This is a genomic window from Neobacillus sp. Soil_C_43, assembly GCF_057656715.1.
In genome coordinates this window covers 474,894-500,021 of the sequence record NZ_JBDGJV010000001.1, presented here as the reverse complement: position 1 = coordinate 500,021, position 25,128 = coordinate 474,894, and the positions used below count along the sequence as shown (strand labels likewise).

Below are 25,128 nucleotides of genomic sequence, written 5' to 3'. Positions count from 1 at the left end.
ATGGAAATAACTATACGCTCCGGAGAGACATTATCCTTTTTAAGTCGCTTGTTTAAGGTGCCGATCAGCCTCATTGAAGATTCCAACCCTAATATAAGTCCAAATAACCTGAAATTGCGAGAAAAAGTTAAAATACCAGGAAATATATTAATCCCCTATGTAATACAGGATGGGGATACCTTATTAGACATTGCAGCGGCTGTCGATCTACATGTAGATGCACTGCTCATCCTAAATCCAAGTATGGAGTCAGAACGTGTAAAAATGGGTGAGATCATATATGTACCAGAGAGGATTACTACTCCATTTACTACAGTGAAATCTGCTTGTACTTATCGTAGCCTTGTAAAAACAATTCATTCCCTTAAGAAGGCTTATCCTTTTATTTCAGTTAATATAATAGGTAAGAGTGTTCTTGGAAATTCAATTCATGAAATTAGAATCGGACGGGGTAAAAAGAAAATACATATGAATGCCTCGTTCCATGCTAATGAATGGATTACAACTATGGTTTTAATGAGCTTAGTCAATAATTATCTTCTCTCTTTAACTAATGGATCTATGATAAGAGGAGAAAAGACTTTTCATTCATATGAAGAAATAGAGTTATCTATTGTACCTATGGTCAACCCTGATGGAGTAGACCTCGTATTAAATGGGCCTCCTAGGGAGTTGAGGGAGGAAGTAATTCAAATGAATGAGGGAAGCGATGAATTCGTTCATTGGAAGGCCAATATTAGAGGGATTGACCTCAATAATCAGTTTCCTGCTAATTGGGACGTTTGTAAAAGAAATAAGACACCAAAATCCCCAGCGCCAAGGGATTTCCCAGGCCATTCACCATTAACTGAACCTGAAGCGATTGCGATGGCGAATTTAGCAAAAAATAGTTCTTTTGATTATATAATTGCCTTCCACACACAAGGAGAGGAATTTTACTGGGGGTATGAAGGTCTTGAGCCTTCAGTATCAGAAGAATTGGCCAAAGAGTTTGAGAGAGTAAGCGGATACCAAGCCATACGTTATGTAAATAGTCATGCAGGGTATAAAGATTGGTTTATCCAAGAGTTTAAACGCCCAGGTTTTACTATGGAGTTAGGAAAGGGGATCAATCCTCTTCCCCTATCGCAATTTCAAAAAATAATAAAGCCATCAGAGGCAATTTTTAAAGCTGCTCTGTCTTTTTCATTTTTATAGACACGATATACTTGTTTTCTCTCTCCATACTGATTAAAATAAATTATCATCAATAAGACAATACGTTTAAAAAGCCGGGTATACGGCTTTTTTCCTATTTTGTCTTATAAGTTAGAAAACCTGAAACATTTTTCTGAAAAAAACGTACTAACATAAGAGAAGCATAAAGGGAGGGGGCAGTAGAATTAAATTGGACCATCTGAATAATAACAAGCATCCATTCTTCGTGTTACTATTAATTTTCTTGACCCTTCTATTAACTGCCTGTGCTGATAAACAGCAACCAAAACAAAAAACGAATGTAAAAAAAGAGACGCAAAAAGAAACGACTCCTCATGAGGAAGCTGATTGGAAATTACCAATCTCCATATCAGAAGGCGAGTTTTACATGCTTGGTGGATGGCTTTCTGACACGGAGGTTCTTTATATTACGAATCTGGAGCAAACATCAAGCGTATATAGATATAACCTTTTATCTGGGAAAAGCAAGTTAATTTATAAAAGTGAGTACCCTATCGTTACTGTAAAAATAAGCCCTTCTAAGAAGAATATTTTAATTCATTCCTCCCCTTCTTCATACGAGGGGGTGGTGACCATAATAGATAAAAATGGTAGTGAACAAATGAAACAGTCATTTGCGTCCTATGAATTAGACTTTGAGTGGAACTTATTTAATGAATCACAAATTCTTGTCACAAAATTTGATGAAAATTGGAACTTTCAGTTATCGTTATTAGATACGAGTAAATTAAAAACAGTAGAGCTGACCTTACCACAGCCTTTTATTAAGTGGATTGACGAAAAGAACCTTGCCTATTTAAATTGGGATGAAAATACTCCCTCCTTATTTGCTCCACTTATTATAAGAAGTATAGAAACAGGAAAAGATAAAACAGTATTACCAGAAGTAATACAATTTTCGACTTTTCAAGATGTGCTAATGACTGTTTCTGTTAAGAAAGACGATTCAACCGTGGCAGCTTATACATTTTTTGATAAAGAAATGAAAGAGAGCTTTACATTTTCAATCCCACAGCTAACTAAATTTTCAGATTGGTTAGTGCCTTTCTATGATTACTCAAAGAATAGAGGTCAATTTATAACCTTTGAGCCTCTCAGCTCGGGTGAGGTTGACTCCTATACAGAGGGATTTGAGCTCGTTTCTTATAATATTAAGAGGAAAAAGAGCGAACTAATTATGGAGCACCTTGATAATGAACCCATTCTTTTTTCTCCTTCAGGTAATGCCCTGTTATACGGAAATCGATTTGAGAAAATAATTGATTTAAAAACAAAAGAAACCTATGAATTGATAAAAGAATGACACACGAGAGTCATTCTTTTTGTTTTTTCAAGCAATGTGATAAAATCACGTTGTTATAAATTCTAGGTAAAGAAGGTGCTTGTCCATGGCCATTGTAGATGTGACCGTGATTCCATTAGGTACGGAAACTCCAAGTGTCAGTAAATATGTAGCAAGTGTACAAAAGGTTTTAAAGAAGTATGAGAGTGCTGGAAAAATCCGCTTTCAACTTACACCGATGAATACTATTATTGAGGGGGAACTTCCTGTTCTATTTGAAGTAATCCAAGCCATGCACGAGGTTCCATTTGCAGAAGGGATCCAGAGGGTGGCTACAACGATTCGCATTGATGATCGGAGAGATGTGAAACGAACAATGGAATATAAAGTAGACCGGGTTACAAGCCTCCTAAATGAGGAATGAAAATAAAAAAAGGCTCTTATCGTAAACTTTGTTGCTCTCAGTACTTTTTTGTTCCTGATTCAAAAGCAACATCGGACATTTGAGTGAATTTAAATCCGATGCTGATAGGACCTGATTCAACTTCTGACAGAGTTGGTGAAAAAGACAGCAACATTGTCAGAAGGCAAAGGAACTTCGGACAGAGTAAGCAGAAAAACAGCAACATTGTCAGAAGGCAGGGCAACTTCGGACAGAGTAAGCAGAAAAACAGCAACATTGTCAGAAGGCAGGGCAACTTCTGACAAAGTTGGCAGAAAAAACAGCAACATTGTCAGAAGGCAAAGGAACTTCGGACAGAGTTGGCGAAAAAGACAGCAACATTGTCAGAAGGCAAAGGAACTTCGGACAGAGTTGACGAAAAAGATAGCAACATTGTCAGAAGGCAAAGGAACTTCGGACAGAGTTGGCGAAAAAGACAGCAACATTGTCAGAAGGCAGGGCAACTTCGGACAGAGTTGGCGAAAAAGACAGCAACATTGTCAGAAGGCAAAGGAACTTCGGACAGAGTAAGCAGAAAAAACAGTAACATTGTCTAGAGTAAATGAAATTAATAGTAATCAATTCAAAAGAAGTGAGTCTTCACTGAAAAACATAAGTAGGAAAAACAACAATCTTTGCGAAAACAGCTTAAAAAAAAGACTGTCAATGGACAGTCTTTTTTCAGGCCTTAAAAGGCATTAAGTGTTTTTTAATGAGTTCCAGTAGGAAAACCGTGTTGTAATACTGTCATTACTGTGAACCATCCGAAAACAAGAAAAGAAGCGATACCCCAAAATGCACCTAAGAAATTTTTATTCTTTAGCGCGCTATATCCACCATATGCAGCAAGCAGGGTTACGATAGCGAAAATAATAACTAAACCCATGAAAAGTCCCCCCTTTTTGGTATAATGAGGCAATGTGCCTAACACTTTAAAGAAAATTATGTAACAATATTATATACATTCGTTTCCTATTTTATATTTTTTTCTTTCATTTGTCGAGAGCAAAAACAGCAATGTGTTTGCTGCAATTTTTCTCTCTTTATTAAATGGCTATGTTAAAGAACAGTATTGATTTTTATACCCTGTTGATTGGAGCGGAAGGCTCGAAGACTCCTGTGGGAGTACGGTTCAGGGGAGACCCCGCAGGCGCAAGCGCAGAGGAGGCTCGCCGAAACGCCCACGAACCGCTCGAGCCTGGAGCGGAAATCAACAGGAAATTTTAACAGAGCCTATTAAATAGTGTAAAATAAATATATCGTATTGATTGGAGGAACTGGAAATGAAATGGCAACAACTTCCTTTAGGAAGTATACAAACAAACTGTACTATTGTTGAAAATCCAGATAAGTCATGCTTAATCTTTGACCCAGGTGGTGAAGGAAAGAAACTAATCCATTTACTGAACCAAAGAAAACTGAAACCTAGTGCGATCCTTTTAACGCATGCACATTTTGATCATATAGGGGCTGTAGATGAAGTGAGACAAGCATTCAATATTCCTGTTTATCTACATAAACAGGAAGAAAAATGGCTCGGTGATCCCGCATTAAATGGTTCTCAGTTTTTTATTCAGGTTGAATCAATTAAAGTATCTCCTGCTGACCACCTCATTAAGGATGAGGGGCCACTGAAGATAGGTAATTTTGAGTTCGTCATTTTTCATACTCCTGGCCATTCACCGGGAAGTGTTTCTTATTTTTTTGAAAAAGAAGGATTTGTTATTTCGGGTGATGCTTTATTTCAAGGAAGTATCGGCCGTACGGATCTGCCAGGAGGCAATCAAGCACAGCTGTTAAAAAGCATACATGACAAGCTGCTAAGTTTACCTGAAGACACGTATGTTCTGTCTGGTCATGGACCTGTAACAACTATTATAGAAGAAATGGATAGTAACCCTTTTTTGAATGGTTTTTAGTTAGAAAGTGGAGAGAACAAAGAAAAACCCTTCTCGAAGGAGAAGGGTTTTTCTGGGGGATGTTCTATTCATATAACGGGAGGGGATATTGTTAAGCTACTAATCTAACAATATAATAACTTTAACACTATGTCAATAGTGTTAACCTAAAAGGAGTCTTTATGATTAGCTATTTACAACAATTAATTTCAACAGCACCAATGAATTTAATTTCCTATGCCGATTATATTTCAACTGCCCTTTACCATCCTGAATTCGGCTATTATACGAAAGACAAACAGAAAATTGGACGGAACGGAGACTTCATAACGACAAGTAACATTTCTGATATATATGGCAGGTTGATTGCTAAATGGTTTTCTCAGGTCTGTGAGAGGAATGAATTCAACCCTGTGTTCTGTGAAATTGGTGCTGGTAATGGGCGTTTTGCTAGGGCTTTTTTAGAGGAATGGAACAAATCCATCCAAACACCAATCGAATATATTATTGTGGAAAGTAGCCCCTACCATCGCAAATTACAGAGAGAACTGGTAAGCAAAGATTTTTCCATTATCCAAGTAGAAAATCTTAATGAACTAGAGGCCTTTGAAGGAATGGTCTTTTCGAATGAACTTTTTGATGCACTTCCTGTCCATGTAATTGAAAAAGTTAATGGAAAGCTATTTGAGGTGATGATTGGCTGTCAAAATGAAAAGTTGTTCGAGAAAAGGGTCCCATTATCCAATGCAGCCATTTATTCTTTTTTAGAGGACAATCAACTGCATCTAAATGAAAACCAACGGCTAGAAGTTCCATTAATAATGGAGAATATGCTAAAGGAAATTTCAAAAACTTTACTTAAGGGACTGGTCGTTACCGCTGATTATGGCTATTCAAATGTAGAATGGATGGAGCCACAAAGGGCGAGGGGCAGTTTACGAGGCTATTATCAACATCAGATGATTGATGATGTGTTACTGAATCCAGGGGAAATGGACATAACTACCCACATCCATTTTGATTCACTTATTCGAAAAGGTGAGCATGTGAATCTGAAGCTGTTATCCAAGTTAAGACAGGATGAATTTTTATTAAAAGCTGGCGTTCTTAAGGATTTAGAAAATCATTACGACCCTAATCCGTTCTCAGAGGTAAGTAAGCGAAATCGAGCCATCCGAAGTTTAATTATGCCTTCTGGAATGAGTGCTTATTTTCAAATTGTAATTCAGCAAAAATCTCTTAATTTTACGGAGAATGACTTGTTTAGTGAATAAAGAAAAAACGCCGGGGTTTCCGGCGTTTTCTCTTCTTAATGTCCTCCGCCAAGCGGCATCATGAACGTTGTCCAATATGTAAAGCCGACGAAGAAAACTGTTAAATATGCTCCGAACACATACATATACATCCGCTCGGATAGTTTTAGATAGCTAAGCAGAACGAAGAATCCTGTTTGAGCTAAGAATAGCATTGCCGTCTTATCCATATCACCTAGATAAAACATAACGGTAAAAATACCAGTCCAGAAACCACAAACTCTGAACATGCGATCCATATGTACCCCTCCTTTTACCCTACGATACCATCATTACAATATTATAAAGTAAAAGGCGGTATAATGTAAATAATGGTTTCGAATTAGTTTGTAACAAGTGCCTGATAAGAACAAGTTTCACAGCCAGAAATCATATTTTCTTTTTCAACTAATTCAACTGAATTAAACAATGCGCCGAACATTCCTTTTAGGAATTCATGGTGCATACTGCAAACAGTTTCAGTATGTTCTTCAGCTACTTCCTTAAAAGGACAGTTGAAAATTTGAAAATAAATTTTAGTCTTTTCACCATTTGCTTCAAATTCAGGATAAAAACCTGCAAGTGTAGCGGCACTTTTTAATATATTTAGCTTTTGATCGAATTCTAATTCCTCACTAAGCGATTTTTTTGCCATTTCTTGTTCAATAATTTCCGTACCAAATCGCTTTCCTGTTAAGAAGAGAGCTTGTTTACCAGCTTCACCTAATGAAATCATTGTTTGAATAGCCACTTTAGATAAAAGCATATAATCGCGATAAGGGAAGTGCAGTTGAATCACATCATCTGATAGACGATATAACCGGCTTGGCCTACCACCCTTACCTGTTTTCTTTGTTTCAGATGCTAACATGTTTACATCTTCTAATTTAGATAGGTGCAGTCTTGCTACATTTGGATGAATATTAAAATTTTCTGCTACTTCTTGGACTGTTACTTCTTGATGCCGTTTGGTAATGTATTGATAAATGTAATATCGTGTTGGATCTGACAAAACGTTTGTTATCTTCAATGTTTGTTCCATCTCTATTCACCTCGGACCCCCATAATTTATTCCATTATAATACAGCCATTATTACATGGGAATGAGGTTAACAATGTTAACACTATATGTTTAGAAAATGTTCACAATTACCGACTTTATATTGTAACAATATTAGAATATTTTTGTAGTTTTAAAAAAATAATTTAAAAATAAAGAAGGAAGAGCTAGAATCTTGTCGAATCTTAGTTAAGAGAAAATAAAAAGGTGGTGGTACTCATTGCAAGTTCAATTGAACTATTAGCTAATCGAATCATCTCAGATGCTGCTAGGAATCAGGCAACGGATATTCACATTATTCCAAGAAAAAAAGACACACTCGTCCAAATTCGTTTGACCAACAAACTCATTCCTCGACTCTCCCTTCCAAAAGAAGAATGCGACAGATTAATTTCCCATTTTAAATTTACAGCCAATATGGATATCGGAGAAAGAAGGCGTCCGCAGAGCGGAGCTATTTTTTGTGAGGTAGACGGACAATTGATGGGCCTCAGGCTTTCTACTTTACCATCTAATAACAGAGAGAGCCTTGTCATCAGGCTTTTACCCCAACAAGAACAAATTCCCTTTCATCAACTCTCTTTATTTCCTTCTATGACTAGAAAGCTGTTAGCCCTTCTCAAACACGCTCATGGTTTAATTATTTTCACAGGTCCCACGGGTTCTGGAAAAACGACAACCCTCTACTCTTTATTAAATGAAACGGCCCATTTATTCCATCGGAATGTGATTACACTTGAAGATCCTATTGAAAAAAATTATGATTCTGTTCTCCAGGTCCAGGTCAATGAAAAAGCAGGAGTTACATATGCTGCAGGATTAAAAGCTATTCTACGCCACGACCCAGACATTATTATGGTTGGTGAGATAAGGGATGCAGAAACTGCAAAGATAGCTGTACGTGCTGCTTTGACAGGTCATTTAGTCCTTTCTACCATGCATACCAGAGATGCCAAGGGAGCCGTGTACCGTCTTCGAGAATTTGGTGTGAATTGGTTAGAAGTGGAACAGACACTGATTGCTGTTACTGCACAAAGACTTGTTGAGCTTACCTGTCCGTTTTGCGAGGGTGAGTGTTCTCCGAATTGTTATTCGTATGGAAGGTGGAAACGAGCAAGTGTATTTGAACTCTTGTCAGGAAGGAATTTACATTCCGTTATGAAAGCGGCAAGGGGAGAGGTGATGAATCCTAGGTACCGAACAATTAAGGATGTCATTAATAAAGGTATTGCATTAGGGTATATTCAAGAATCTGAATATGAACGACTGGTGTATGAAGATGAAACCACGTAAATGGTCGGTCAATGAACAAGCGAGCTTTCTAAAAAGAACGGGGGAATTACTAGCAAGGGGATACCCAATTGCAGAAGCAATTGAATCTATAGCATTACAATTACCTGCAAAACGAAAGAAGGAATTATATGATTGTTTAGTAGAGTTAAAAAAAGGATTACCATTTCATGAATCATTAGACAATCTTGGATTTCACAAGGATTTAATTGGTTACGTTTATTATGCTGAGCAGCATGGCAGCTTTTCTGATGCGCTCTTAGAAGGCAGTAGTCTTGCTTTAATGAAGGGTAAAGACCTACATAAGCTTTTGAAATTACTTCAATATCCTCTGGTATTACTCTTTATTACAGGTTTCCTTTTTATTTTCGTGGAAAACACGCTACTCCCTAGATTTACCACTCTTTTTTCATCTCTTGGACTTGAAGAAAACTTTTTTACAAAGGTTATCTTCATGTTTGACCAATATTTCCCCATTTTTATTGGTAGCCTGCTTTTGACATTACTCCTAACATTTGTTTATTATTTTCTCATTTTCCGCAAATTCTCCATCTTGAAGCAAAGGTCGATGCTTGTTCGAATTCCAATCGCTGGCAAGCTCCTCAAATTACTGTATACCCATTACTTTTCCATCCAGTTAAGCTTTCTATTATCTGGTGGATTATCTGTATCGGAAGCCTTGGTACTATTTGAGAAAAACCTAAGACAGCCTTTTTATAGTCAAATCGCGGGAACGATTAAAGAAAATCTCGTAACAGGAGAAAAATTGGAGACCATCTTAACGTCCTTTTCATTTTTTGAAATGGAATTCTCCATGATTGTCAAACATGGACAAGATAATGGGAAATTAGAGCAGGAATTACTCTTCTTTAGTAAACATTGTCTCAACAGTATGGAAGAAATAATTGAAAAAAGTTTAAAGACGATTCAACCAATATTATATTTATTTATTGGATTTCTAGTTGTTTCAATGTATTTGGCTATTCTTTTACCTATGTTTCATCTATTAGATGGTATCTAAAAATGGAGGTTTAAATGATGAATAATGAAAAAGGGTTTACACTTATTGAAATGATGATAGTTATGCTAGTAATTTCAATCCTGTTGATCATTACAATTCCAAATGTAGCAAAACATAATACTAATATAAATAATAAGGGTTGTGAGGCTTATGTGAAAATGGTCCAAGCACAAGTTCAAGCCTATGAAATGGATAAAAACAAGGTGCCAACACTGCAAGACCTTATAACCGAAGAGTATATAAAGAATGATGCAAAAGGGTGTCCGAACGGAAAAACAGTGAGTATAGATTCAAGTGGAAATGTTACAGCTGTAGTAACACCGTAATGAACTGGAATCAAAAAGGATTCACCTTGATTGAATCACTTCTAGTCCTTTCTATTTTTATGATTATTTCCTCAGTCACAGTCTTCACACTGAAACCTCAACACACTTTTATGGAAAAGGATTCCTTTTTCACCCAATTAAAAGCTGACCTGTATTATGCCCAGCAGTATGCCATATCGCACCATCATGAGGTATTAGTTCAATTTGTGCCAAAAGAATACAGGTATTATATGATTTACCGTGCAGAGGAAAGACCAATTATTGAAAGAGATTACTCACACAATGTAAATTTCACCGAAGGTACGATGCCTTTATCTTTTAAGTTCCTACCAGATGGTAATATAAACAAGTTTGGCAGCTTAATTTTGTACTATCGAAATAAAATCTATCGGTTGACCTTTTTAATTGGAGAGGGACGGTTTTATGTTTCAGAACAGTAGAGGATTTTTTTTACTGGAACTACTCTTATCACTGTCTGCGTTGTTAATGATAAGTATGTTTTTACTTCCCATTTTCATACAAGTAAGAGATCAATCACATCAAGTTGAAATAGAGAATATTTCACGAAAATATATATATGAAGAATTGCAGGCAAGGATGATGGATCACAAAAATTTTAACAATTACTCAGTTGTTCAAGATGGAATTGAATATCAAATTATCTGGAAAGACTCCCTTGTAGATAACGGAAAGGTGGTGTGTGTTAAAGTTGAAAAGACTCCCTTTATACATGGAACTGAAACATGTGGAATATTCGAATGAAAAGGCATTTACGCTTATCGAAGTACTAATCGCTTTTTCGGTCTTTAGTATCATTATCTTTTTTATGCTGCCTATTTTTCAAATAACCCTCAATAATAAAGATACTCAAGTGCGATTGCGGGCTATGGAGTGGGAGGTCTTTTGCAGTCAAATAAAGAAAGAGATGCGCTTCTCTAGTAGTGCTCAAGTGTTATCTGGCCGCTTAATCCTAACCAAAGATACAGAAACGGTCCAATTTGAAAAATACGGTACGAACCTACGGAGACGAGTGAATTCTACAGGGAACGAAATTATACTTCAAAACGTGTCACAGTTGTCTCTAACAACGTTAAACAACGCAGTTAAAATTACGGTTGTTGACCTTTCAGGAAAAGTACACACAGTAACCATTTTTTCATTGGTAGATTGGAACAAGGGGTCATGAACAATAAGGAGAAAGGATTTACTTATCCGCTGACACTTTGTTTGCTTCTGTTTTTTTTAGTATTCCTCACCATGCATGTTGACCAATTACTAATGGAAAGGAAAATAGCACATGAAACAGCTGCTATTCATCAGGAGGAATACTATTTTCTCTCTTCGGTAAAAAAGGTAGAAGCATTGTATCAAGCTGGGGAAACTCTTCCAGTAAAAGGAGGCTGGACGTATAGTAATGGCACGATGGAGTTCCAAGCCGAAGCACCTACAGGTGGCGTTCAAAAGGTTACCTTTAATTTGATTTTAAATTCCGGAATAGCAGTTAGCGGCCGAGGTTCTTTTGATGTGGTTACTAAAAAACTAACTAAATGGACTGAAATAAAATAAATCGTTTGAAAAAAGCAATCCTGGACATACTTGTAACTGAGAACGGAAGTGTCCGTCTGGAGAAAGGCAGGTGCGTCCATGAAAACAAATGACTATGTCAAATACATGACACAAACAATTGTAAAATATGCCGACCAACCAAAGGCTGAAAGAAAAAGGCTCCGTTATGAGCGAAAGCAAGGACGAGCATCTTTTTGGTATCGTTGGTTTGGAATCCTACCGTATATCCTCTATTTTCAAATGAAAAAGAGACGAAAACTTTAGGAATACAATTGAATTCTAAAAGGCTGACTCAAAAGCAAAAGAGTCAGCCTTTTGTTCTTATATGGCCTGATCAGTTAGATAAAACAGACCGCCATTGATAAAGGAAATATTAATTTTCGGTTCGTACTGCTCTTGAAGTGCTTTTTTTTCTGTCTCATAATTTTCATTTTCTTCTTCAATTTCTTCATAAAAATGCTCCAACAGTTTTAAATCTTGGTCCCACCGCTTTCGGGCTTCCTCCGCCCAGGAATGATCATCCTCATTAATCAACGATGTTAAATAGTTTTCAATCCTTAGCATTCCACTTTTGGGTTTTACCAATGGTGATAAAGTAAAAGAGTAATCTGGGATTTTGGGTGTTAATGGTATGTGTTCTAGTCGATCATGGAAATTCTCAACCATTTGACCATTAATAAGCTGTAAACCGATTGATTTATAAATATCACGCTTACGATCACATTGATAAGAAATTTTAACATTCATACACAGCCAGGGCAGTAGCGGTGTTTGGTTATGAATTAGGTTATGTTTTTCGTAAAGTCTGATATAACTGGCCAAATTTTTGGTGGATTGAAAAATTTGGTGAAGCCTAGGTGAGCCAAAATGGATAATCTCACCCTTTATATGCTCTGGAGCTATTTCTTTGTTTGTAATGAAGGTGAGCTGCATCGGATTAGGAATACCACCTGTTTTTTCCAGGTAGTGCCAGTAAAAAGGGCGGTTCATTAATTCTTTATCCAATTCAATCGTCAATTGTACGGTTAAGTATCCCGGTTTATTCTCGATAATTTGGCATTCATTTGCTACAAAGTAACTGATAAGAAAGTTATGAATTTCCTGCTGCTGCATGTGTCTCACCTTCTTTAATAGTTTGGGCAAATTCAATCATAGATGATAAATTTTCCATTTTAATTCTCATTTCACCTTCTGAAGCGGATTGTCCAAATATATCAATTAAATGATCCTCAATATTGCCAAATTCTAATTTCGTTAATATATCGTCCAGTTCACCAATGACCTTTTCAAACAGATTAATCTTTTCATAAAGAAGCTTTAATATATGCTCCTCAACTGTATTTTTGATGGCGAAGTTATAAATCATGACGTCCTTTTCTTGGCCTAAACGATGGATTCGTCCAATCCGTTGCTCCAGCCTCATAGGGTTCCATGGCAAATCAAAGTTAATAATATGATTACAAAATTGCAGATTAATTCCTTCACCGCCCGCTTCCGTTGCAATTAAGACTTGGGCATGCTTTTGAAACAGTTCGCGCATCCAATCCTTCTTCCCTCGTTTAAATCCCCCTCGAAATGGGACAGAAGAAATTCCATGTTGCTTTAAATACCATTGCAGATACATCTGAGTCGCACGATATTCCGTAAAAATAATAACTTTATCATTCACTTTCTGAATTATCTCAAGTGCTTTTACAGCTTTTGAATTTTTTTGTACCGCTTCCACTTTACTAATCAAAAAGTTTATTTGTTCTTCAAAGGCAGGAGTTGGATCCTCCTTTTTTTGCAGCATGTTTTTTAAGGTGTAAAAAACAGATTCCCTGCTGCTACATGCTTCCCGCTGCAGAGTCATGACAGAGAAGGCACTCGTTGGTAGCCAATCACTTTCACTTTTTAAATTAGTAATTGAATCATATAAGTCCTTTTCTTGCGGAGAAAATTCAATGGGGATGGTTTCTACGTGCCTCTTAGTCCATTCAATTCCTGTATCAGCACGTCGATTACGAATCATCACCTTGTTTACTAATTCTTTTAAATGCTCATCATCATTTAAGGAACGTGCATCCCGTTTATATTTTTCGTAGAATGCGGTTTCGCTGCCTAAATGTCCCGGTTTTAAAAGTGAAACGAGGTTAAAGATTTCCTCAATTCTGTTTTGAATGGGAGTTGCGGTTAATAATAAACAAAATTTCTTTTTAAGGTTTTGAACAAACTCGTAGTTTTTTGTTTTATTATTTTTAAGCTTATGTGCTTCATCAATAATGATTAGGTCGTAATCAAGCTTAGAAATAATATCTCGATGCGGGTTCCTCTTGGCTGTATCTATAGATGAGACGACCACATCACATTGTTCCCATACATAGCTTTTCCTTTGTGTAATAGCAGGGATGAAGAACTTGCTGTTCAATTCAATCGCCCATTGTGTTACTAAAGATGCGGGTACTAGAATAAGTACCTTTTTCACTAATCCACGAATCATGTATTCTTTTAAAATCAAGCCTGCTTCAATCGTCTTTCCAAGTCCCACTTCATCTGCAAGGATGGCTTTTCCATTCATGTTCTCAATCACTTGCTTAGCTGTTTCAAGCTGGTGAGGAAGCGGTGTTAAATTTGGCAGATGTTTTGGAGCTTGCAAGCCTTCAAATTCAGGTATGACCAGATGTTTTTCAACCCCAATTGCTAGTTTAAATAGCTCCCAATTTCCCCAAGGCCCATCGTTATCAATTCTATGTAAAAAATCATCCTGCCAAGAGGAATCAAATTCAATTTTGACAGACATTTTTTCAGCTCCTTTTGTTGTAAAAAAGACTATTGCCCAATGTATCGTTTTAATGGTAGGATTAAAATAGCTTTGAATGTTTTAAATATTTTAATAAGGTAATTTATTTTAGTAGTATAATTAGTATGACCAAATAGGAAAATATTATAATTGCGAATGATAACAAGGGGAGAGACTACCTTTGTAGCGCCGAAGGAGCAAGCAGAAACTGTGAATCTCTCAGGCAAAAGAACTCTTGTTTGACGCAACTCTGGAGAGTGCTACCTAACAGTGTAGCCACCAAAGGGGAAAGCCTTTTTTTCGGTAAACTTTCAGGTGCAAGGACAGAGACCTTCTTATGTTTTAGGGGAGGTTTCTGTCCTTTTTTATGTTTTTAAATTGAAGGGGGATTTAAAATGACTGAATTAAAACGTACTCCGCTTTTTGATGTGTATAAGGAATTTGGAGGGAAAACCATCGATTTTGGTGGCTGGGAACTACCGGTTCAATTCTCTAGCATTAAAGAAGAACATGAAGCAGTCCGCAATCGTGCCGGATTGTTTGATGTGTCTCACATGGGAGAAATCGAAGTAAAGGGCTCTGACAGCCTAAACTATTTACAAAACATGATGACAAATGATATTTCAAAAATTAAAGATGGCGGTGCACAGTATACAGCCATGTGCTACGAAAATGGTGGAACGGTTGATGACTTGCTAGTTTATAAAATCGAGGACAATTATTACCTACTTGTTGTTAATGCATCAAATATTGATAAGGATTTCAAATGGCTTGAGGACCATCTATCAGGGGATGTAAGCATTGAAAATCTGTCTGAAAAAACAGCTCAGCTTGCTATACAGGGACCTCTTGCTGAACAAGTTTTACAAAAGCTTACTGATACAGATTTAAGTGGTATTGGCTTCTTTAAATTCCAGCAGGAAGTTAGCTTAGATGGTAAAAAAGCCCTCGTATCAAGAACAGGATACACGGGTGAAGATGGCTTCGAAGTGTACTGTGATGCCGCTGATGCCGAACAGCTTTGGAAAGACATCTTACAAGCAGGAAAAGAAGAGGGCGTTCTTCCATGTGGGTTAGGTGCACGCGATACTCTTCGTTTTGAGTCCGTTTTAGCTCTTTATGGGCAGGAGCTTTCACCAGAAATCTCTCCACTTGAAGCTGGAATTGCTTTTGCTGTTAAACTTAACAAAGAAGCTGATTTTATTGGTAAGGAAGCCTTAAAACAGCAGAAAGAGAAAGGCCTCTCTAGAAAGATAGTGGGGATTGAAATGATTGACCGTGGGATCCCACGTCATGGCTACCCTGTTTATAAAGGGGATGAGCTAATTGGAGAAGTAACAACTGGTACGCAATCACCTACATTAAAGAGAAATATCGGGCTTGCCCTTATTTCTACTGAATTTACTGGGCTAGATACTGAGGTGGAAGTAGAAATTCGCGGTAAACGCTTAAAGGCTACAGTCGTTCCAACACCTTTTTATAAAAAAGAAAAGAAATAACAGAGGGGGGCTAGGTTTATGAAACATCGCTATTTACCTATGACTGAACAAGATAAGAAGGCTATGCTCGAAACCATTGGTGTTTCTTCAATTGATGAATTGTTTAGCGATATTCCTGAGAAAGTAAAATTCAAGGGTGAATACAATATTAAACCGGCAAAATCTGAAACCGCATTAATGAAAGAGCTATTCCAAATGGCCAGCCGGAATGCTGACTTAAAAAGAAATGTCTCTTTTCTAGGTGCTGGGGTATACGATCATTACATGCCTGTCATTGTAGATCATGTAATTTCTCGTTCCGAATTTTATACTGCCTATACACCATACCAGCCAGAAATCTCTCAAGGTGAATTACAAGCCATTTTTGAATTCCAAACGATGATTTGTGAATTAACAGGCATGGATGTAGCCAACTCTTCTATGTATGATGGTGGTACAGCACTGGCTGAGGCTGCGATGCTAAGTGCAGGTCATACAAAACGAAAGACTATTTTAGTGTCAAGTGCCGTTCATCCAGAGTCCCGTGAAGTTCTTAAAACATATGCAAAAGGTCAATACCTTGATGTCGTTGAAGTACCTGTAACAGATGGTGTAACAGATGTTGATGCTTTAAAAGGACTTGTAAATGCAGATGTTGCTGCTGTCATTGTTCAGTACCCTAACTTTTTTGGCAGAATTGAACCACTAAAAGAGCTTGAAGAAGTAATCCATGAGAATAAATCGATGTTTGTCGTTTCCAGCAACCCATTATCCCTAGGTGTGTTAACACCTCCAGGAAAATTTGGTGCTGACATTGTTATTGGTGATGCGCAAGTCTTTGGTATTCCAACAGCATTCGGAGGACCACACTGCGGATACTTTGCAGTGACAACTAAATTAATGCGTAAGGTACCAGGACGTCTTGTTGGACAAACAACAGATGATCAAGGACGCCGCGGTTTTGTTTTAACGCTTCAAGCACGTGAACAGCATATCCGTCGTGATAAAGCGACATCAAATATTTGCTCTAACCAGGCATTGAATGCATTAGCAGCTTCGGTTGCAATGACTGCACTCGGTAAGAAGGGTGTACGTGAAATGGCAGCAGCAAATTTACAAAAGACTCAATATGCAAAAACTGCATTTAAAGAGGCTGGATTTGATATTGCTTATGATGGCCATTCATTTAATGAATTTATCGTGAAATTCAATCAACCAGTTAAAGAATTAAACCAAAAGCTGTTACAAAAAGGAATCATTGGCGGTTATGATTTAGGTCGTGACTATGTTGAACTTGCAAATCATATGTTGATTGCCGTTACAGAACAAAGATCTAAGGAAGAAATTGATACTCTAGTGAAAGAATTGGGGGATTTGCATGCATAATCAGGACCAGGCACTCATTTTTGAACTTAGTACACCAGGTCGAATCGGTTTCAGCCTGCCGGAAATGGATGTACCTGAATTAGACCTTAGCAGTCTTCTTCCTGAAGGTTACGTTCGCGAAGAAGAGCCTGAACTTCCAGAAGTATCTGAGCTTGATATTATGCGCCATTATACCGCGCTTTCTAGAAGAAATCATGGTGTGGATTCAGGTTTTTATCCATTAGGTTCTTGTACGATGAAATATAATCCAAAAATTAATGAAAATGTGGCTCGATTTAATGGTTTTGCACATGTGCACCCATTACAAGACGAAAGTTCTGTTCAAGGAGCACTTGAGCTATTATTCGACCTGCAGCAACATTTAATTGAGATTACAGGAATGGATGAGGTGACACTTCAACCAGCCGCTGGTGCTCACGGAGAATGGACTGGATTAATGCTCATTCGTGCTTATCATGAGGCAAACGGCGATATGAAGCGTACAAAGGTCATCGTACCAGATTCTGCTCACGGTACAAACCCAGCATCCGCTACCATTGCTGGATTGGAGACAATTACAGTTAAATCAAATGAAAATGGTCTTGTTGATTTAGAGGATCTAAGAAGAGTAGTTGGCGAAGACACGGCAGCATTAATGTTAACAAATCCAAACACACTTGGACTTTTTGAGGAAAATATTCTTGAAATGGCTGAGATTGTTCACGGAGTGGGTGGAAAGCTGTATTACGATGGAGCTAACTTAAATGCGGTTTTATCAAAGGCTAGACCAGGGGATATGGGGTTTGACGTTGTTCACTTAAACCTTCATAAAACATTCACTGGCCCGCATGGCGGAGGTGGCCCTGGATCAGGTCCGGTAGGTGTTAAAGCAGATTTAATTCCTTATCTTCCAAAACCAATTATCGCAAAGCGCGGTGAAGAGTATGTGCTAGATTATGATCGTCCACAATCCATTGGACGTGTGAAGCCTTACTACGGCAACTTTGGAATCAATGTTCGTGCATACACTTATATCCGCTCAATGGGCCCTGACGGCTTAAAGGCAGTAACGGAGTATGCGGTACTAAACGCAAATTATATGATGAGAAGGCTTGCTGAATACTATGATCTACCATTTGATAGACATTGTAAGCACGAGTTTGTTCTTAGCGGAAGACGCCAGAAGAAATTAGGTGTCCGTACACTCGATATTGCGAAACGTCTGCTTGATTTCGGTTACCATCCACCAACCATCTACTTCCCGTTAAATGTGGAAGAGTGTATCATGATTGAGCCAACTGAAACAGAATCAAAAGAGACTCTCGATTCATTTATCGATATCATGATTCAAATTGCGAAAGAGGCGGAGGTTAACCCAGAGATTGTTCAAGAGGCCCCACACACAACTGTTGTAGGTCGTATGGATGAAACAACAGCTGCGCGTAAACCTGTTTTAAAATACCAAAGAGCATAGTTAGGAGAACGGTCAGATTCCTTAATAGAATCTGACTTTCTTTTTGTTTTTGTGAAAAATTAAAGGTTCCGGAGTTGCTCCGGAACCATGAGTTTTAAATTATTTTTTTGCTTTTACTTTACCAGACCATTTTTTAAATCCACCTTGCAGTTGGGTAAGGTCTCTATAGCCTTTACGATGTAAGAATTGAGCAGCACGTGCACTGCGCATTCCGCTTTGGCAATATAAGTAAACAGGCATATCCTGACGAATCTCTTGCATTCGCATTTTCATTTGCGACATTGGAATATTACGAGCACCTAAGATATGTCCACCCTCGAATTCGTTTGGCTCACGAACATCTATAAGCTGTGCCTTTCTATAGCCCGCACGGAAATCCTCTTCTGTTACCGTTTTAACAATCCTTTTCTGATAGAAAAAGGTAATAACGGAGTAGATAATAACTGCTGCAATAATGATTAATAAAGTATAAAGTGAATTCAACTTCTTTTTGCTCCTTTCAAGCTTTCCTGCACTAGTTTTTATTATATAAGTCATTCCACGAAAGATAAAGATGCATGGGAAAAAATCTTTACTTTTTCTCATACAATTATACCAGAAACATCTTATTTTGAATTCATATCAGATTTTGGTAGACTAAAGAACGAAATAATTTTATAAAATGAGGTTTTTATATATGGAAAAAGAAGTATGGCGTTTCATAGATACAGGCAATAGTTCTCCTTCATTTAATATGGCTTTGGATGAGGCTCTGCTTGATTGGCACAGTGAAGGGAAATTTCCCCCGGTGATTCGGTTTTATGGGTGGAATCCTCCGACGTTATCCGTAGGTTATTTTCAGAAGGTTGAAAAGGAAATTGATATGGAGGCAGTAAAAGCCCATAATCTTGGTTTTGTCAGAAGACCAACAGGTGGACGTGGTGTGCTACATGAACATGAGCTTACATACAGTGTAATCGTTTCAGAAGACCATCCAGAAATGCCTAGTTCAGTTACTGAGGCGTACCGGGTTATTTCAGAGGGAATTTTGAAGGGATTTCACCATTTAGGTTTAGAGGCATATTTTGCTGTGCCAAAAACTTCAGAAGAAAGAGATGCATTGAAAAATCCACGTTCTGCTGTTTGCTTTGATGCACCAAGCTGGTATGAGCTTGTTGTGGAGGGAAGAAAGGTAGCAGGCAGTGCGCAAACAAGACAAAAGGGTGTTATTCTCCAGCACGGATCGATTCTGTTAGATTTAGACGAAGAGAAGCTGTTTAGTCTTTTTAAATATCCGAATGATCGGGTAAAAGAACGGATGAAGAAGGCCTTTAAGGATAAAGCGGTGGCTATTAATGCAATTAGTCCAAGAAGAATTACGCTGGAAGAAGCGAAGGAAGCATTCTATAAAGGGTTTGCTGAAGGGTTAAATATTGAGCTAGAATCCTATCAATTAACAGAGGAAGAGCTTGCCTACGTCCAAAAAATTGCAACTGAACGATATGAGAATGATGAGTGGAATTATAAACGATAATTTGAGGAAAGCGGCGATTGCCGCTTTTTTCCTTTTATAATACCTTTTTAAAAAAGTAGCAAGCCTCGAAATTTGTTAAAATTTCCTGTTTTTAGACGAAATCCGTAGAAAATCTTTCATTATCTCTTAAATCTAGTTATTTTTATGTTTGACAAAATAATTGTTTTTTGCCTCTAATACAATATATAGTGGCACCGAAAATATTTTCGGTACTATATATAGATTTTTTAGTTGATTATTTCGGCAGAGCTGTGATACCTTATTTATATAAGACAACTAGATATAGCAAAAGCAATCTAGATTAGACACAATAGGTAGATTTTATTCGAAGGAGTTGTTCTCATGTCTGTAGTTTTTAGACAAAAAATGAATATTGATTTTGAAAGGTTGAATGAGGATATCCACCTTTTCCCCCAGGTACACCCAGTAACCCCAGATATGAAAATAACTCACAAGGGTGTTTCGCGTTTGGTTATGTTGGACCGCTACACCTTTAAAGACACAGAGAAAATTACTCTCACAAACGGCGACTTTGTAGTTCTCACCATAAAAGAGGATCCAAAATTTCCAGCAAGAGGTCTTGGGTACATCCAGGAGATTGATTGGGAAAATAAAAAAGCAAAAGTTTTAGTCGATGAGGAATTTAGAGGAGTGCTAGATGACCCTCAAGAAGCTAGTACAGGGGTAATTGTCCGTTCTTTAGACGTGATTGAAAAGCCGTTGGAGCTATTTTACGAGCAAATTGCGAAACGAAATGCAACTGGCCTAGCCTCGGTTGAAGAAACGGATGAAAAGCGACAAGAATGGTATGAAAAGTTCTATCAAGAGCTTGTTTCAATGAATTTTATTCCTGCAGGTCGTGTGCTGTATGGTGCTGGAGCAAATACAGATGTGACATTTTTTAATTGCTATGTTATGCCGTTTGTTCCGGACTCACGTGAAGGGATCTCTGACCACCGTAAACAGGTAATGGAGATCATGAGCCGAGGCGGCGGTGTTGGGACGAATGGGTCGACTTTAAGACCGCGGAATACACTTGCAAGGGGCGTAAACGGTAAATCATCTGGTTCTGTATCGTGGTTAGATGATATTGCAAAATTGACGCACTTGGTAGAACAAGGCGGGTCCCGCCGCGGAGCTCAGATGATAATGCTTGCAGACTGGCATCCAGACATTATTGAATTTATTATTTCTAAGATGCAGAACCCTAGAATTCTACGATTCTTAATTGAAAATACAAATGACGAAACAATCAAGAAACACGCTAGCGATAAGCTTAAGTTCACACCGCTTACCCTGCAGGAAACAGCTATGTATCAAGGTATAGTGAATTATAAGAACATCCCAGGCTATGGTGGTTTTGATGAGAAAATCATTGCTGAGGCAGAAGAAAAATTAGTTACTGGCGGTAATTACACTGTCCATAACTCAGAGTTCTTGACTGGTGCGAATATTTCGGTATGTTTAACAAAAGAATTTATGGAAGCTGTCGAAAATGATAGTGAATATGAACTTCGTTTCCCATATGTTGAACACTATGATCAAGATGAAATGAAAATTTACAATGAAGAATGGCATAAAGTCGGTGACGTGCGTGAGTGGGAAAGAATGGGCCACAAAGTTCGTGTCTATAAAAAAATTAAAGCAAAAGAACTTTGGAACCTTATTAATATTTGTGCAACGTACTCTGCAGAACCTGGAATTTTCTTCATCGATAATGCAAACGACATGACAAATGCTAAAGCATATGGTCAACAAGTTGTTGCAACAAATCCGTGTGGTAAAGTGGCTTAGTTTGCCTCACGTTAAAAATTGCGGAATGAAGCGGGAAGGCTGAGATGCTAATCCGAACCAAAGGCTAGATGTAATAATCTAGTCAGGGGCAACGCATAGATGGTGAACCTGCACTGCAGAATATAATCCATCCACGAGGCCGCAACATTACACATCGAAATAAACACAGCAAAGCTCATATTAGTGGAGTGATAATAAATGAACAGAGGGTATGCTGGGTATTATAAAGGACATTACTTAAGAAGTTCCTACGAATATGCATACGCTAAATACCTTGACTATCATTCTATTCAATGGAGTTACGAAGATGCTGTGTTTGATCTCGGATATAAAATGTATAAACCAGATTTTTTCTTCTACAATAAAGATAAAAGGCTACTTAAAATAGTGGAAATAAAATCAAGGGATAAAAATGAAAAAGATAAAGCAAGAAAAGCTTTAAAGACCATTGAGGAAAATTATAATATAAAGTGTGAACTGATTTCTTATGAGGATTTGCTTATATTATATAAGGATTTACCTTTTTCGTTAACTTCAACAATTAGTGAATGGATTGACTCTAAAGAAACCACGATTAATAAGGCAACTTTTGGAGAACTCAACGCTCATTATAATCATAAGCATAGTGATACCTCAAAAAAAAGAATTGGTAAGCATACTAAAGAATTATGGGCTTCTGATAGTATTGCAAAGCAAAAAATGCTTGAGGGGTTAAGAAAATCTGGATTAGCTCAAAAGGGGAAATTAAAAAGTCCTAGAGAAATAAGAAACTGTCAAGAATGTGGGCAGGGATTCAAAGTTATTAAGACTTCCTCTCAAAAATATTGCAGTCAATCATGTGCAGGTAAAATAGCCATAATGGTTGCAACAAAAGCTTATATCAAGAGTAGAAGCCAACTACATGAAAATATAAAAGAATATATTATACAATGGTCGAAAGCGAATAGAGAAATTGTGCTTGCAACTCCTTTGAATAAAATTAAAACCACTATAAAGCCATTAACAGATAATATCCAAAAAGAGTTTGGAGTGAAGGATTTTAGAGTCATTTCAAAGGCAGTTTTTGGAAAGGATCTAGGTAGAAAAGAATTAATTAAATTTATGCAAAAAGTGTGTAATGAAAATATATGCTGACCTAACGGGAAATCAACCGTTAGAACTAGAGGATAAAAAGCCTTTAGGATAACAAACTGGAACAACCACTTGCACCATTTTCTGTGTGTAACCTTGCTGCAGTAAATCTTGCTGAGATGGCAGATAAGGATACCAAAACAGTTGATTTTGAAAAGTTAAAGAAAACTGTTGCCGTAGGAGTGCGGATGCAGGATAACGTAATTAATGCAACACCATACTTCCTAGAAGAAAACAAAAAGCAGGCTCTAGGTGAGCGCCGTGTCGGGTTAGGAGTAATGGGCTTACACGATTTATTAATCTATTGTGAAACCGAGTATGGTTCGCCAGAAGGTAATTTATTAGTTGATAAAGTATTTGAAACTATCGCTACAACTGCGTATAGAACATCAGTTGAATTAGCAACAGAAAAGGGAAGTTTCCCATTCTTAAAGGGTGAAACAACAGAAGGTACCAATCGATTGAGACAGGCATTTATTAATACAGGATTCATGAAAAAAATGCCTGAGGATGTTCGCCAAGCAATTTTAGAAAAAGGAATAAGAAATTCACATTTGCTAACCGTTGCTCCTACGGGTAAAGTTATTGCCCCCAGTGTTCGTAAGAGCGCTGCGTAAACTTAGCTATATGCGGGAAACCCTGGCGTATCTCTTACTACCTTGTCTGGCCAACAATTTGAAGGTAAAAATGTAAGAGTGTTGGCTTATTGCCTACCAGACAATCCGCAGGGAAGTCGTGGCTGACCCCTCAACGACTACATGCTGAGCAACCATCTACAATGGTTGATGATATAGTCTGATCATTACAGCGATGTAATGAGTGGGTACTAATAATCCCACCCTCTATACCTTATAGAGAGTAACAAAAATGAGTACTGGAACAATGGTTGGCGTTTCCACAGGATTAGAGCCTTATTTCTCATTCTCTTATTTCCGCAGTGGGCGTCTTGGAAAGTTTATCGAAGTAAATGCGGATATTGTCCAAGAATATTTGGAACAGCATCCTGAAGCCGATGCGAACAATCTTCCAAAATGGTTCATAACTGCAATGGAATTAGCACCAGAAGCACATGCTGATGTCCAATGCGTCATCCAACGCTGGATCGATAGCTCCATCAGTAAAACCGTTAATGCACCTAAAGGCTATAGCGTAGAACAAGTAGAAAAAGTATACGAGAGATTATATAGCGGCGGTGCTAAAGGTGGAACTGTTTACGTAGATGGTTCCCGCGATTCTCAAGTACTAACCCTTAAAGCAGAAGAAAATACTAATGAGCAGTTATCGATGTTTGATGAAAAGCCAAAGCAGCATGTTGTTCTAGTTGACACCATTAGTGACCTGCGTTCAACTGACGTAACAATTGGTTCTGAGGTTGGCAACACTTGCCCAGTTTGCCGAAAAGGAAAAGTAAAAGAAATCGGCGGCTGTAATACATGTACAAACTGTAATGCTCAATTAAAATGTGGATTATAAAATAGTATTTCAAGAGGATGGAAAGTAAAATTTCCATCCCTTTTTCAATGTAATAAATTATATTAGAATAATTTTTGTAACCAAATCGTAATATTGCTGTTAAGTCGTTGTTATCATTTCCTTGTATAGTGTGATTATCAAATACATCACTCCAAGGAGGACAACATTATGCTAAAAAAACTAATCTCAGTTCTTGCGATTACAATTGGACTTAGCTCAGTGTTTGCTACTACGGGTGATAAAGCAGAAGCGGCATACTATCATACAAAAGCAATTTCAGTTGCCAAGGCAAACCTTGGTGTTCCATATAGATGGGGTGGAATCACTCCGGGCGGTTTCGACTGTTCTGGTTTAGTGAAGTATTCTTACTCAAAGGCTGGTAAAGTTCTGCCAAGAACTGCAGCGGATATGTTTTACACAAAGGGATATCGTGTAAGTTACTTACAGCCTGGAGATTTATTGTTTTATGCACCAACGAAAGCTAACAGACCCACACATGTAGCAATGTATATTGGTGCAGGGAAAATGATTATGGCTTCATCATCTAAAGGAGTTATTGTTACCTATACAAATAATACCTATTGGAACCCAAAATATATCGGTGCCAAGCGTATTTAAATAAAATAACTTCCCCAGAGTATCGGCATAAGTCGGTACTCTTTTTTGTTCCTAAGAGGCGTTAATCACTAAGATTGTTGTCAGTCCAAAAATGTCCCCGTTTCTGAC

At 37.6% G+C, this 25,128-nt stretch carries 26 protein-coding genes, 3 pseudogenes and 1 riboswitch; of the genes and pseudogenes, 23 read left to right on the top strand and 6 right to left on the bottom strand.

From position 1 onward, the window contains the following. The 4 genes from AC3A54_RS02665 to AC3A54_RS02650 all read left to right on the top strand — a co-directional run bounded on the left by AC3A54_RS02665 (position 1) and on the right by AC3A54_RS02650 (position 3,473). Positions 1-1,197: a M14 family metallopeptidase gene (locus AC3A54_RS02665; protein WP_487653240.1), complete on the top strand. Its 1,197-nt coding sequence runs from the start codon at positions 1-3 to the stop codon at positions 1,195-1,197. Positions 1,198-1,387: 190 nt separating this feature from the next. Further along, positions 1,388-2,521, top strand: a complete 1,134-nt coding sequence (locus AC3A54_RS02660; RefSeq protein ID WP_487653239.1) for a YqgU-like beta propeller domain-containing protein — start codon at positions 1,388-1,390, stop codon at positions 2,519-2,521. Between the two features lie 85 nt (positions 2,522-2,606). After that, positions 2,607-2,924, top strand: coding sequence for an MTH1187 family thiamine-binding protein (locus AC3A54_RS02655; RefSeq protein ID WP_308083183.1), 318 nt, complete (start codon positions 2,607-2,609; stop codon positions 2,922-2,924). Between the two features lie 135 nt (positions 2,925-3,059). Next, on the top strand, positions 3,060-3,473 hold the full coding sequence (locus AC3A54_RS02650; RefSeq protein WP_487653238.1) for a hypothetical protein: 414 nt from the start codon (positions 3,060-3,062) through the stop codon (positions 3,471-3,473). 178 nt (positions 3,474-3,651) lie between these two features. On the opposite strand, the gene AC3A54_RS02645 is transcribed toward AC3A54_RS02650, so the two are convergent. Next, on the bottom strand, positions 3,652-3,828 hold the full coding sequence (locus AC3A54_RS02645; protein ID WP_308083184.1) for a DUF2759 domain-containing protein: 177 nt from the start codon (positions 3,826-3,828) through the stop codon (positions 3,652-3,654). Positions 3,829-4,225: 397 nt separating this feature from the next. On the opposite strand from AC3A54_RS02645, the gene AC3A54_RS02640 reads away from it, so the two are divergent. Together AC3A54_RS02640 and AC3A54_RS02635 are read left to right on the top strand one after the other, a co-directional pair. Further along, positions 4,226-4,861 (top strand): MBL fold metallo-hydrolase, encoded by a 636-nt coding sequence (locus tag AC3A54_RS02640; RefSeq protein WP_487653237.1) that lies wholly within the window; start codon positions 4,226-4,228, stop codon positions 4,859-4,861. Between the two features lie 161 nt (positions 4,862-5,022). After that, positions 5,023-6,114: a class I SAM-dependent methyltransferase gene (locus AC3A54_RS02635; protein ID WP_487653236.1), complete on the top strand. Its 1,092-nt coding sequence runs from the start codon at positions 5,023-5,025 to the stop codon at positions 6,112-6,114. Between the two features lie 35 nt (positions 6,115-6,149). Here the strand turns inward: AC3A54_RS02635 and AC3A54_RS02630 are convergent, their stop codons facing one another. Together AC3A54_RS02630 and AC3A54_RS02625 are read right to left on the bottom strand one after the other, a co-directional pair. Next, positions 6,150-6,392 (bottom strand): DUF2626 domain-containing protein, encoded by a 243-nt coding sequence (locus tag AC3A54_RS02630; RefSeq protein WP_308083188.1) that lies wholly within the window; start codon positions 6,390-6,392, stop codon positions 6,150-6,152. 83 nt (positions 6,393-6,475) lie between these two features. Next, positions 6,476-7,174 (bottom strand): helix-turn-helix transcriptional regulator, encoded by a 699-nt coding sequence (locus AC3A54_RS02625; RefSeq protein ID WP_308083190.1) that lies wholly within the window; start codon positions 7,172-7,174, stop codon positions 6,476-6,478. A 225-nt stretch (positions 7,175-7,399) separates the two neighbouring features. Here AC3A54_RS02625 and comGA point away from each other — a divergent pair, with 225 nt between their 5' ends. From comGA to AC3A54_RS02585, 8 genes are all read left to right on the top strand, one after another. Then, a complete protein-coding gene (gene comGA, locus AC3A54_RS02620; RefSeq protein ID WP_487653235.1) occupies positions 7,400-8,485 on the top strand; it encodes a competence type IV pilus ATPase ComGA in 1,086 nt (361 codons plus the stop codon). Then, entirely contained in the window at positions 8,472-9,503 is a 1,032-nt protein-coding gene (gene comGB, locus AC3A54_RS02615) for a competence type IV pilus assembly protein ComGB (RefSeq protein ID WP_487653234.1), read from the top strand. The genes comGA and comGB overlap by 14 nt, the downstream gene beginning before the upstream one ends. A 17-nt stretch (positions 9,504-9,520) precedes the next feature. Beyond that, positions 9,521-9,829 (top strand): competence type IV pilus major pilin ComGC, encoded by a 309-nt coding sequence (gene comGC, locus AC3A54_RS02610; RefSeq protein ID WP_308084128.1) that lies wholly within the window; start codon positions 9,521-9,523, stop codon positions 9,827-9,829. After that, positions 9,829-10,269, top strand: coding sequence for a competence type IV pilus minor pilin ComGD (gene comGD, locus AC3A54_RS02605; protein ID WP_487653233.1), 441 nt, complete (start codon positions 9,829-9,831; stop codon positions 10,267-10,269). The genes comGC and comGD overlap by 1 nt, the downstream gene beginning before the upstream one ends. Beyond that, on the top strand, positions 10,253-10,591 hold the full coding sequence (locus tag AC3A54_RS02600) for a hypothetical protein (protein WP_487653232.1): 339 nt from the start codon (positions 10,253-10,255) through the stop codon (positions 10,589-10,591). Before comGD ends, AC3A54_RS02600 begins: the two co-directional genes overlap by 17 nt. After that, on the top strand, positions 10,560-11,015 hold the full coding sequence (comGF, locus tag AC3A54_RS02595; protein WP_487653231.1) for a competence type IV pilus minor pilin ComGF: 456 nt from the start codon (positions 10,560-10,562) through the stop codon (positions 11,013-11,015). The genes AC3A54_RS02600 and comGF overlap by 32 nt, the downstream gene beginning before the upstream one ends. Continuing rightward, complete coding sequence (comGG, locus tag AC3A54_RS02590; protein WP_487653230.1) at positions 11,012-11,395, top strand: competence type IV pilus minor pilin ComGG; 384 nt, start codon at positions 11,012-11,014, stop codon at positions 11,393-11,395. The genes comGF and comGG overlap by 4 nt, the downstream gene beginning before the upstream one ends. A 78-nt stretch (positions 11,396-11,473) precedes the next feature. Then, the gene (locus tag AC3A54_RS02585; protein ID WP_335529388.1) at positions 11,474-11,659 is read left to right on the top strand and encodes a YqzE family protein; all 186 of its coding nucleotides are present in this window, start codon (positions 11,474-11,476) and stop codon (positions 11,657-11,659) included. Positions 11,660-11,716: 57 nt separating this feature from the next. Here AC3A54_RS02585 and AC3A54_RS02580 read toward each other — a convergent pair whose 3' ends face one another. Continuing rightward, entirely contained in the window at positions 11,717-12,508 is a 792-nt protein-coding gene (locus AC3A54_RS02580; RefSeq protein ID WP_487653229.1) for a YqhG family protein, read from the bottom strand. Continuing rightward, complete coding sequence (locus tag AC3A54_RS02575) at positions 12,486-14,174, bottom strand: DEAD/DEAH box helicase (protein ID WP_487653228.1); 1,689 nt, start codon at positions 14,172-14,174, stop codon at positions 12,486-12,488. Before AC3A54_RS02575 ends, AC3A54_RS02580 begins: the two co-directional genes overlap by 23 nt. A 156-nt stretch (positions 14,175-14,330) precedes the next feature. Then, positions 14,331-14,419, top strand: a riboswitch (glycine riboswitch). A gap of 150 nt (positions 14,420-14,569) precedes the next feature. On the opposite strand from AC3A54_RS02575, the gene gcvT reads away from it, so the two are divergent. Genes gcvT through gcvPB form a run of 3 tightly spaced genes read left to right on the top strand, consistent with a single transcriptional unit; the run spans position 14,570 to position 18,491 of the window. Then, entirely contained in the window at positions 14,570-15,673 is a 1,104-nt protein-coding gene (gene gcvT / locus AC3A54_RS02570) for a glycine cleavage system aminomethyltransferase GcvT (RefSeq protein ID WP_487653227.1), read from the top strand. A gap of 18 nt (positions 15,674-15,691) precedes the next feature. Next, positions 15,692-17,038, top strand: coding sequence for an aminomethyl-transferring glycine dehydrogenase subunit GcvPA (gene gcvPA / locus AC3A54_RS02565; RefSeq protein WP_487653226.1), 1,347 nt, complete (start codon positions 15,692-15,694; stop codon positions 17,036-17,038). Then, entirely contained in the window at positions 17,031-18,491 is a 1,461-nt protein-coding gene (gene gcvPB, locus AC3A54_RS02560; protein WP_335545789.1) for an aminomethyl-transferring glycine dehydrogenase subunit GcvPB, read from the top strand. The genes gcvPA and gcvPB overlap by 8 nt, the downstream gene beginning before the upstream one ends. A gap of 99 nt (positions 18,492-18,590) precedes the next feature. Here gcvPB and AC3A54_RS02555 read toward each other — a convergent pair whose 3' ends face one another. Next, positions 18,591-18,974: a rhodanese-like domain-containing protein gene (locus AC3A54_RS02555; protein WP_487653225.1), complete on the bottom strand. Its 384-nt coding sequence runs from the start codon at positions 18,972-18,974 to the stop codon at positions 18,591-18,593. A 193-nt stretch (positions 18,975-19,167) separates the two neighbouring features. Between AC3A54_RS02555 and AC3A54_RS02550 the strand changes: the two genes are divergently transcribed. The 6 genes and pseudogenes from AC3A54_RS02550 to AC3A54_RS02525 all read left to right on the top strand — a co-directional run bounded on the left by AC3A54_RS02550 (position 19,168) and on the right by AC3A54_RS02525 (position 25,020). After that, positions 19,168-20,004, top strand: coding sequence for a lipoate--protein ligase family protein (locus tag AC3A54_RS02550; protein ID WP_335547656.1), 837 nt, complete (start codon positions 19,168-19,170; stop codon positions 20,002-20,004). Between the two features lie 342 nt (positions 20,005-20,346). Continuing rightward, positions 20,347-21,789, top strand: a pseudogene (locus tag AC3A54_RS02545) (vitamin B12-dependent ribonucleotide reductase); the annotation flags it as partial. A gap of 207 nt (positions 21,790-21,996) precedes the next feature. Then, a complete protein-coding gene (locus AC3A54_RS02540; protein WP_487653224.1) occupies positions 21,997-22,932 on the top strand; it encodes a restriction endonuclease in 936 nt (311 codons plus the stop codon). A gap of 59 nt (positions 22,933-22,991) precedes the next feature. Beyond that, positions 22,992-23,507 (top strand): annotated as a pseudogene (locus AC3A54_RS02535) (vitamin B12-dependent ribonucleotide reductase); the annotation flags it as partial. 292 nt (positions 23,508-23,799) lie between these two features. After that, a pseudogene (locus AC3A54_RS02530) lies at positions 23,800-24,402 on the top strand (hypothetical protein); the annotation flags it as partial. Between the two features lie 168 nt (positions 24,403-24,570). Further along, positions 24,571-25,020: a C40 family peptidase gene (locus tag AC3A54_RS02525; RefSeq protein WP_487653223.1), complete on the top strand. Its 450-nt coding sequence runs from the start codon at positions 24,571-24,573 to the stop codon at positions 25,018-25,020. Positions 25,021-25,128: the final 108 nt, after the last annotated feature.